Source organism: Veronia nyctiphanis (assembly GCF_004116385.1).
GTDB lineage: Bacteria > Pseudomonadota > Gammaproteobacteria > Enterobacterales > Vibrionaceae > Veronia > Veronia nyctiphanis.
The window spans coordinates 16,579-25,921 of sequence record NZ_PEIB01000009.1 but is presented as its reverse complement, the minus strand read 5'-3'; the positions used below and the strand labels follow the sequence as shown (position 1 = coordinate 25,921).

Below are 9,343 nucleotides of genomic sequence, written 5' to 3'. Positions count from 1 at the left end.
GCAGTAGGATCCCATGACAAAGAAACGATTTATCGCCGGCGCGACGTGCCCGGAATGCAAAAAAATAGATACTTTGCGCTGGTGGGTCGATCACCACGTCGAAGTGGTTGAATGTATTGAATGTGGACACACCGATCGTAAATCGCCAAACAGCACGCCGGAACAGCGTGGTGAAGAGGCGCAGGTGATTGGGATATTTAAGCCGGAATGATGGTCGCCGCCCGGTAATTTCTGTATTATCGCGGCTGAATTTGTAACCGATTTCCGGAGTAAGTATGAAAGTCTGTAAAGACGTTGTCGTGACCTTGGCGTATCAGGTAAAAAATGAAGACGGGCAAATGGTGGATGAGTCGACCAAAGATGCGCCGCTTCAGTACCTGCATGGCCACAATAACTTGATTGTGGGTTTGGAGGCCGCGCTTGAAGGTCGCGAGCAGGGTGAGACGTTCGACGTTACTGTTGCTCCTGAAGAGGCTTATGGCGATTACCATGATGCGATGGTTCAGCGTGTGCCTGCGGATGTCTTCCAAGGTGTTGACGAGATTGTTGTAGGCATGCGTTTTCTTGCTGATACCGATCAAGGCCCTATCCCTGTTGAAGTCACAGAGGTTGATGGCGATGAAGTTGTGGTTGATGGTAATCACATGCTGGCGGGTCAGACCCTGACATTCAGTGTTGAAGTGATGGAGATGCGCCAAGCAACGGAAGATGAAGTTGCACATGGCCATATCCATCAGGAAGGCGGCAGCTGCGGCAGTAACAACGATGAAGGTTGTTGCGGTGACGGTAGCTGCAGTAGCTAATGTATTTGAAGAAGGTCCCCAAGGGGCCTTTTTTGTTAGTACGTTTATTTGAGGTTGGACCGCTGAATCCCCTGAGTATGGAGCATTGAATGAAGACATTTTCCCTCGCTATCCACGGTGGTGCAGGCACGATAGAAAAAGACAAAATGTCGCCTGAACTTGAATTGGCTTATCGCAAAGCGTTAGCTGCATCATTACGAGCTGGCAGCGCGGTGCTGGGGCGAGGTGGCAGTGCCGTTGATGCTGTTGAAGCAGCAGTGGCGGTGATGGAAGACGATCCTCTGTTCAATGCAGGGAAAGGCTCTGTACTGACGCACGATGAAATGGTAGAGATGGATGCCGCGTTGATGGACGGCAAAACACTCGCTGCAGGTGCGCTTTGCGGGGTCAGACATATCAAAAACCCTATCAAGCTCGCAAAAGATATCATGACCCAGTCAGAGCACGTGATGCTGAGCGGCGAGGGTGCCGAGCAGTTTGCGTTCAAGGTTGCTGGCCATGAATACACAGAGCAGGACTACTTTTTTACCGATCGACGATATGATCAGCTTCTCGAAACCAAAGCCAGCGGGGGTGTCGCGCTTTCTGAATCGGCTTTTCCCGATGATAAAAAACACGGTACCGTGGGCGCGGTAGCTATTGATGCCGATGGTAATCTTGCTGCGGCGACCAGTACAGGCGGTGTTACCAATAAGCGTTTTGGACGCGTTGGCGATTCTCCGCTGCTGGGGGCCGGAACGTTTGCCCGCAATGGCAACGTTGCCATATCTGCAACCGGCATGGGGGAGGCATTACTCCGGTGTACCGTAGCAGGTGATATTGCTGGAAGAATGCAATATGGCGGTCAGTCTGTGTCAGAAGCTTGCGAAGCGGTCATTCAGGGACCGCTGTTGGATATGAGCGGCGAGGGTGGCGTGATAGCTATTGATGGCAATGGCGTTGTGCACTTTGAATTCAATTGTCCCGGCATGTATCGAGGCCGAATTAATGATGAGGCGAGCCAATCGTGGCTATTTTTGCCAGTGAGCCGCTGTCGTCACTTTAAGGTGTTCCACGGACCAATAAAAAAGCCGCTTATGCGGCTTTTTTATTGGTCGTTATCTGAAAGACGCGCACTATTAATAGTGAGGAGGTGGGGTCTCTTCTGTCATGCTGGCAAGGTTTGAGGGCTCCATGACTTTCAGCTTGGTGACCAGAAAGGCAATCTGCGTGTTGAGCTTATCAATCGATTTTTGCTGTTCAGTCAGCGCGTCGTTCAGCTCTTCGATAGTGTGCTCCTGAAAAGCCAGCTTGCACTCCATATCATCGATTTGCTTTTGCAGCCTTACTTCGTTGTCATTCATCACTCTGTCTCAGTGTTGTTCAATATTCCAGGCCTGTGCGATACCAGCGGAGGTGGCAGAAATCACCTGATTATCGGGCGTAAAAGCGACATCATACACTACTGCACTCGGAGGTCGCGTATTGAGTTGCTCAGCCGCGACCCATCGACCTTCACTTGTTCCTTCGCCGACCGACCAAAGTTGCACCCGCCTGCCGGGCGTGCCTGTTGCCAGCAGTGTGCCGTCATCAGAGAATCGGGCGACCGAAAAGTTTGGGTGACGGTGGAATAAGTCCAGACGGCTGAGTTCTCTTCCCGTAGAGAGATCCCATATCACTGCCATATCGTCGCCGTCAGCCGAAAACGCAAAACGCCCTTCGCGATCTAAGGCGACTCGGGTAATACGGTGCGAGTGCTCAAACGTATTAAGTATCTGACCTGTGTTGGTATCCCAAAGGTAAGCGACATGGTCATTCCCCCCCGACATGCCGTATTTACCATTGGGCGAAATCGCCACACTGTTAACTTTTTCTCTGTGAGCAAGGAACTCTAGGCGTCTTCCCGTGCCTAAGTCCACAAATAAGGCTTTTCCGTTTGAGAGTGCCAGTAACACCTGTTTGCCGTTATTACTGATTGCGACGTCCCGGATATTACCGTCGGAAATTGACCACAGCCCCTCAGATTTGCCCCAGGCCAGATCCCAAACAGCAAAATTCTGAGACGTTGCGGTGATCGCATAACGGTTGTTATCGGAGATTTGGCTAGCAATAACTGTGTTACTTTCTGGATCCTGAAACCCAAAACTAGCCAATTGCTGGTTACTCTTAAGGTCCCAGAGGACGATACCGTTCTCTTTGGCAGCGATAAGGCCGAACTGGCCGTTGCGACTGAGGCTGAAGCTCGTCACACCCTGAGGATGAATTTCCCAGCGCTGGGCTTCATCAGCGGAATGGAAGCACCCGGTTAGTGCTAGTATTGTCAGGGTTACGCAAATTACACGGCTAAAACGATACATTGTGGTTGTTTTCCTGCATCTGTGACCCTATAACGTCGAGTATATTGATAGTTTGGTACTTTCGCACAGTTAAGCGAAATTGATATTAAAAAAAAGGAATGAATTTCCTATAAACCTCGGAGCACCTATGAAATCAGTGTTAAAAGTGTCGCTGCTTGCTGCGGCCGTTGCGGTAGCCGCAGGCTGTCAGCAGGAAGAAGCTAAAAAGCCTGAAACCGCGAAGGCAGAGGCAGTGGCCACTCAGGAAGCGCCAGCTGTTGCATTTAAAACTGAAGATGAGAAAGCAGCTTACGCGATCGGTACATCACTGGCGCAGTACCTGAAGTCTAACCTTGAACAGCAGTCACAGTTTGGTATTGAGCTGAACTCAGACGTAGTCATTCAAGGCGTTCAGGACGTGTTCAAAGGTGAAGCAAAACTGACTGATGAAGAAGCGCAGGAAGCATTAAAAGCACTTGATGCACGCGTTGCGGCGAAAATGAAAGAAAAAACAGAGCAGGAATCTGCTGCAGCTGTTCAAGCTGGCAAAGACTACCGCGACGAGTTTGCGAAGAAAGATGGTGTGAAGGTCACCGATTCTGGTCTGATGTATCAAGTTGAAACACTGGGAACCGGTTCGAAGCCAAAAGCCGAAGACACAGTTGTGGTTCACTACAAAGGCACACTGATCAACGGTACTAAATTCGACAGCTCTTACGATCGTGAGCAGCCTGCAACCTTCCCGCTTAACCGCGTGATCCCGGGTTGGACAGAAGGCGTTCAGCTGATGCCTGTCGGTTCAAAGTTCAAGTTCGTCATTCCGCCTGAGCTGGCATACGGCGAGCAAAACACCCCATCGATTCCTGGTAACTCAACGCTGGTATTCGAAGTCGAGCTTCTTGAAATTCAAGGCCAAGCGCCTGACGTACCGAAAGAAGAAAAAGCAGAGGGATAATATTCCTTAATTGCTGTCATTTTTCGATGCCAATACAAACCCCGGTCATGTACTGGGGTTTGTGCTTTTTTTGATCTGATTCTGTTACACTGGCGCCAATTTCAACTCTGAAAAACACGTGTTCTTTTCTGAACAGTCACATTTCGCGTAGGAGGTAAGCAGCCTGTGGTATCAACGGATAGCTTTGGAACGGACGTAATGCCAGAAGCATTGCCGGACATTATCGTTTTAATGAATTGGATCGGGTGATCCTGCATTCGTACGAAGCTGTGGTCGACGGATTGGCTGCATTGATTGGTCAGCACTGTGAAATCGTGCTGCATTCACTGGAAGATTTGAACAACTCAGCCATTCGGATCGCCAATGGTGAAAATACAGGCCGTCAAGTTGGCTCGCCAATTACAGATTTAGCGCTGAAAACCCTGCGTGACATTGAAGGGACCGAGCGTAATTTCTCCCGAGCCTACTTTACCCGCGCAAAAGGCGGGGCGTTGATGAAGTCCATTACGGTGGCAATCAGAAATGCAACGGGCAGAATCATCGGACTCCTGTGTATCAACATCAATCTTGACGCCCCATTTTCACAGGTCCTGCAAGCATTCATGCCAACAGATGAGGCCCGTCAGGCTGTGTCATCAGTGAATTTTGCCAGTGATGTGGAAGAGCTGGTGGATCAGACGGTTGAGCGCACAATTGAAGAGATCAATGCCGATAAGTCAGTGTCGAACAACCTGAAAAACAGGCAGATTGTGATGGAGCTATTTGATAAAGGCATTTTCGATATCAAAGATGCTATCAATCGGGTTGCCGACCGCCTCAATATTTCCAAACATACTGTCTATCTTTATATTCGACAGCGAAAAACAGAGGAAGGCGAAAAATGAGTCTCGACTACGTCCTTGTCGTCAGTGGCCCAGTATATGGCAGTCAGGCATCGCGGTCCGCTTACCTCTTTGCTAAAGCCTTGATAGAGCAGGGGCACAGTCTGTCTAAAGTCTTCTTTTATCAAGATGGCGTCTCCAATGCATCGTCATTGACAGTGCCTGCTAATGACGAGTTTGATTTAGTTGCTGCGTGGCAGGCCTTGAAAGACCAACAAGACATTCACATGGAAACCTGCGTGGCAGCGGCACTACGCCGTGGTCAAATCAGTGCGGATGAAGCTAATCAACATGGTTTGACTGGCTCTAACATGGCAAAAGGCTTCGAGCAGGCGGGTCTTGGAAGTTTGTCTGAAGCATTACTCAGCGCAGATCGTGTTATCCAGTTTTAAGGGCGAACAATGAAAAAAGTCGGATTTGTTTTTTCGTCTGCGCCACACGGCTCAGCCAGTGGCAGAGAAGGTCTTGATGCCGTTTTGTCCACATCGTCCTATAGTGAAAATTTGGCGCTGTTCTTTGTTGGCGATGGCGTATTACAACTGCTGAAAGGGCAGGCACCTGAAAAAGTGCTATGCAGAGATTACATTTCAACGTTCAAAATGCTGTCGCTTTGCGATGTTGAAGAGATTTACGTGTGTCAGATATCGTTGGAAGAGCGAGGCATAGCCAGTTTACCTATTGTCGTTGATGCCGAGATAAAATCGCCTCAGGAAATAGGTCAGCTTTTTGAGCACTGCGATCGTCTTGTTCAGTTTTAAGGTTTAGTATGCTTCATACACTTCATTCATCACCATTTAACGGCGCGGCATTCACCAATTGCTTGCGTTACGCACAACCTCAAAGCGATATTTTGCTTCTCGAAGACGGTGTTATTGCAGCTATTAAGAATTCTGTGTGGCAACAACAAATAAAAAATACAGGCCTGAAGATTTACGCATTAAAAGAAGACCTCGAAGCCCGTGGTTTATTAGAACAAGTTGCTAAAAATATAAAAGTTATTGATATAAAAGGATTTATTTCACTAACTGAACGCCATGATAAGCAATTAAAATGGTGAAAACACGGTATTTACGCTAGGTTGTAAACACAAAAATACCGAGTTCACATATCGAACAATAGAAAGATCACTGTATAAATCTTGACACCCCTTTAGTCGACGCCTAAAATTTCGCGTCCCTGCGTTTGTTGGGGATAGATTTTTCACACTTATACGTAAGTAATATCAGGAGCTATTTAATGGCAACTATCAACCAGCTGGTGCGTAAGCCACGCGTAAGCAAGTTGCGAAAAGCAACGTGCCTGCGCTGGAAGCGTGTCCGCAAAAACGTGGTGTTTGTACTCGTGTATACACCACTACTCCTAAAAAACCTAACTCGGCTCTGCGTAAAGTTTGCCGTGTTCGCCTGACCAACGGTTTTGAAGTTACTTCATACATCGGCGGTGAAGGCCACAACCTGCAAGAGCACAGCGTTGTTCTTATCCGTGGCGGTCGTGTTAAAGACCTTCCGGGTGTGCGTTACCACACTGTTCGTGGTGCACTTGACTGTGCAGGCGTTAATGACCGTAAGAAAGGTCGTTCTAAGTACGGTGTGAAGCGTCCTAAGTCTTAATGGAATCCGTTAAGTAAGGCCAAACACTAATTAATTTGTAATTTTGAAAAAACTGAAAAGTTTTGGATAAAACCTGAAGAAGACAACGGAGAATTCCATGCCACGTCGTCGCGTAATTGGTCAGCGTAAAATCCTGCCGGATCCTAAGTTCGGATCCGAGCTGCTGGCAAAATTTGTAAATATCGTAATGGTTGACGGTAAAAAGTCGACTGCTGAAAAAATCGTTTATGGTGCACTAGACATCATGGCAGAGCGTTCTGGTAAAGAGCACCTGTCTGTGTTTGAAGCAGCTCTTGAAAACGTACGCCCAGCGGTAGAGGTTAAATCTCGCCGTGTAGGTGGTTCAACTTACCAAGTACCAGTAGAAGTTCGTCCAGTGCGTCGTAACGCTCTGGCGATGCGTTGGTTGGTTGAAGCCGCTCGTAAGCGTGGTGAAAAATCTATGGCTCAGCGCCTGGCAAATGAAATGCTGGATGCATCTGAGAACAAAGGTACTGCTGTTAAGAAACGTGAAGACGTTCACCGTATGGCAGACGCGAACAAAGCGTTCGCTCATTACCGCTGGTAATGACTTTTGGCGCAGCCTCGTGCTGCGCCTAAACCATATTCTAAGGATGCCCTTAGTAAGAGGATATTACATTGGCTCGTAAAACTCCTATTGAGCGCTACCGAAATATTGGTATCTGTGCTCATGTCGATGCGGGTAAAACGACAACGACCGAGCGCATTCTGTTTTATACCGGCCTGTCCCATAAGATTGGTGAAGTGCACGATGGTGCCGCCACGATGGACTGGATGGAACAGGAACAAGAGCGTGGTATCACTATCACCTCTGCTGCGACCACAACATTCTGGCGCGGTATGGACGCTCAGTTCCCAGAGCATCGCATCAATATTATCGATACACCAGGACACGTTGACTTCACCATTGAAGTTGAACGTTCATTGCGCGTACTTGACGGTGCAGTGGTTGTATTCTGCGGTGCATCAGGTGTAGAGCCTCAGTCAGAGACCGTTTGGCGTCAGGCTGACAAATACGAAGTACCCCGTATGGTCTTCGTAAATAAAATGGACCGCGCAGGCGCGGACTTCCTACGTGTAGTTGAACAAATTAAAGACCGTCTGGGTGCGACTCCTGTGCCAATTCATTTGAATATTGGTGCTGAGGAAGAATTTAAAGGCGTGGTAGATCTGATCAAGATGAAAGCCATTAACTGGAGCGAATCTGATCAGGGTATGACCTTCTCATATGAAGACATCCCGGCGGACATGCAGGAACTGGCCGAAGAATGGCACCAGAATCTGATTGAAACTGCCGCAGAAGCCTCTGAAGAGCTGATGGACAAGTACCTTGAAGAAGGTGAATTGACCGAAGCCGAGATTAAACAAGCTTTGCGTACACGTACATTGAATAATGAAATCGTACTGGCTACCTGTGGTTCTGCATTCAAGAACAAAGGTGTTCAGGCGGTATTGGATTCTGTTATTGAATTCCTGCCTTCACCGGTCGACGTTAAATCGATCAAAGGTGAAGATGAAAATGGCAATGAAATCGAGCGTCACTCCGACGATAACGAACCGTTTTCATCACTGGCATTTAAAATTGCAACCGACCCGTTTGTCGGTACATTGACTTTCATCAGGGTATACTCCGGTGTCGTCAACTCTGGTGATTCTGTTTACAACTCAGTCAAACAGAAACGTGAACGTTTTGGACGTATCGTTCAGATGCACTCGAATAAGCGCGAAGAAATCAAAGAAGTTCGTGCGGGTGACATTGCAGCAGCGATAGGCCTGAAAGACGTCACGACCGGTGACACGCTTTGCTCGCTAGAATCTAAAGTTATTCTTGAGCGTATGGAGTTTCCTGAGCCAGTTATCCAAATCGCCGTCGAGCCTAAATCACAGGCTGACCAAGAAAAAATGGGCATCGCCCTGGGTAAACTGGCAGCAGAAGATCCTTCGTTCCGCGTTGAAACAGATGATGAATCAGGCCAGACCTTAATTTCTGGTATGGGTGAACTTCACCTCGACATCATCGTCGACCGTATGCGTCGTGAGTTCAGCGTTGAATGTAACGTAGGTAAGCCTCAGGTGGCATACCGCGAAACCATCCGTGGCAAGACTGAAGTCGAAGGAAAATTCGTTAAGCAGTCCGGTGGTCGTGGTCAATATGGTCATGTGTGGCTGAAACTTGAGCCTTGTGAACCGGGCGAAGGTTTTGTTTTCGTTGACGAGATCGTGGGCGGAGTTGTACCGAAAGAATATATCAGTGCAATCTCCAAAGGCGTCGAAGAGCAAATGTCGAGTGGTGTCCTTGCGGGTTACCCTGTGTTGGATATTAAAGCGACATTGTTTGATGGCTCTTACCATGATGTTGACTCTAACGAAATGGCGTTTAAGATCGCTGCATCTATGGCGTTCAAGAAAGGCGCGCTAGAAGCGCAACCCGTTATTCTTGAGCCTATGATGAAAGTTGAAGTCACCACGCCAGAAGACTGGATGGGTGATGTAGTTGGCGACCTTAACCGCCGTCGTGGTCTGATTGGTGGCATGGACGATGGTCCTGCTGGCTTGAGGATCATACGCGCACAGGTTCCACTGGCTGAAATGTTTGGTTACGCAACTGATTTGCGTTCTGCCACTCAGGGCCGCGCGTCTTATTCGATGGAATTCAGCGAATACGCTGAGATTCCTAAGAACATCGCTGATTCAATCATTGCAGAACGCACATAATTGAATCGCGGTTTTTGATGCTGGCCTATGTAGGTCAGCATTG

General features: G+C 48.3%; 11 protein-coding genes and 2 pseudogenes. 11 read left to right on the top strand and 2 right to left on the bottom strand.

Annotation, left to right across the window (positions count from 1 at the left end):
• The first annotated feature begins 13 nt into the window (after window positions 1-13).
• The 3 genes and pseudogenes from CS022_RS09180 to CS022_RS09170 all read left to right on the top strand — a co-directional run bounded on the left by CS022_RS09180 (window position 14) and on the right by CS022_RS09170 (window position 1,848).
• A complete protein-coding gene (locus CS022_RS09180) occupies window positions 14-211 on the top strand; it encodes a YheV family putative zinc ribbon protein (RefSeq protein ID WP_129122035.1) in 198 nt (65 codons plus the stop codon).
• 64 nt (window positions 212-275) lie between these two features.
• Window positions 276-803, top strand: a complete 528-nt coding sequence (slyD, locus tag CS022_RS09175) for a peptidylprolyl isomerase (protein ID WP_129122034.1) — start codon at window positions 276-278, stop codon at window positions 801-803.
• Between the two features lie 89 nt (window positions 804-892).
• Window positions 893-1,848, top strand: a pseudogene (locus CS022_RS09170) (isoaspartyl peptidase/L-asparaginase family protein).
• 73 nt (window positions 1,849-1,921) lie between these two features.
• Here the strand turns inward: CS022_RS09170 and CS022_RS09165 are convergent.
• Together CS022_RS09165 and CS022_RS09160 are read right to left on the bottom strand one after the other, a co-directional pair.
• A complete protein-coding gene (locus CS022_RS09165; RefSeq protein WP_129122032.1) occupies window positions 1,922-2,146 on the bottom strand; it encodes a SlyX family protein in 225 nt (74 codons plus the stop codon).
• Window positions 2,147-2,155: 9 nt separating this feature from the next.
• The gene (locus CS022_RS09160; RefSeq protein WP_129122031.1) at window positions 2,156-3,139 is read right to left on the bottom strand and encodes a WD40 repeat domain-containing protein; all 984 of its coding nucleotides are present in this window, start codon (window positions 3,137-3,139) and stop codon (window positions 2,156-2,158) included.
• A gap of 127 nt (window positions 3,140-3,266) precedes the next feature.
• On the opposite strand from CS022_RS09160, the gene fkpA reads away from it, so the two are divergent.
• The 8 genes and pseudogenes from fkpA (at window position 3,267) to fusA (ending at window position 9,300) form a co-directional block, all read left to right on the top strand.
• Window positions 3,267-4,073, top strand: coding sequence for an FKBP-type peptidyl-prolyl cis-trans isomerase (gene fkpA / locus CS022_RS09155; protein WP_129122030.1), 807 nt, complete (start codon window positions 3,267-3,269; stop codon window positions 4,071-4,073).
• A gap of 209 nt (window positions 4,074-4,282) precedes the next feature.
• The gene (locus CS022_RS09150) at window positions 4,283-4,957 is read left to right on the top strand and encodes a helix-turn-helix transcriptional regulator (protein WP_129122029.1); all 675 of its coding nucleotides are present in this window, start codon (window positions 4,283-4,285) and stop codon (window positions 4,955-4,957) included.
• Complete coding sequence (tusD, locus tag CS022_RS09145) at window positions 4,954-5,346, top strand: sulfurtransferase complex subunit TusD (RefSeq protein WP_129122028.1); 393 nt, start codon at window positions 4,954-4,956, stop codon at window positions 5,344-5,346. Before CS022_RS09150 ends, tusD begins: the two co-directional genes overlap by 4 nt.
• Before the next feature lie 9 nt (window positions 5,347-5,355).
• Window positions 5,356-5,712 carry a sulfurtransferase complex subunit TusC gene (gene tusC, locus CS022_RS09140; RefSeq protein WP_129122027.1) on the top strand — a complete coding sequence of 119 codons (357 nt, stop codon included), beginning with the start codon at window positions 5,356-5,358 and terminating at the stop codon, window positions 5,710-5,712.
• Between the two features lie 8 nt (window positions 5,713-5,720).
• Window positions 5,721-6,011 (top strand): sulfurtransferase complex subunit TusB, encoded by a 291-nt coding sequence (tusB, locus tag CS022_RS09135; protein ID WP_129122026.1) that lies wholly within the window; start codon window positions 5,721-5,723, stop codon window positions 6,009-6,011.
• 179 nt (window positions 6,012-6,190) lie between these two features.
• Window positions 6,191-6,564, top strand: a pseudogene (gene rpsL, locus CS022_RS09130) (30S ribosomal protein S12).
• Window positions 6,565-6,661: 97 nt separating this feature from the next.
• The gene (rpsG, locus tag CS022_RS09125; RefSeq protein WP_068905285.1) at window positions 6,662-7,132 is read left to right on the top strand and encodes a 30S ribosomal protein S7; all 471 of its coding nucleotides are present in this window, start codon (window positions 6,662-6,664) and stop codon (window positions 7,130-7,132) included.
• Between the two features lie 71 nt (window positions 7,133-7,203).
• Window positions 7,204-9,300 carry an elongation factor G gene (gene fusA / locus CS022_RS09120; protein WP_129122025.1) on the top strand — a complete coding sequence of 699 codons (2,097 nt, stop codon included), beginning with the start codon at window positions 7,204-7,206 and terminating at the stop codon, window positions 9,298-9,300.
• Window positions 9,301-9,343 lie beyond the last annotated feature (43 nt).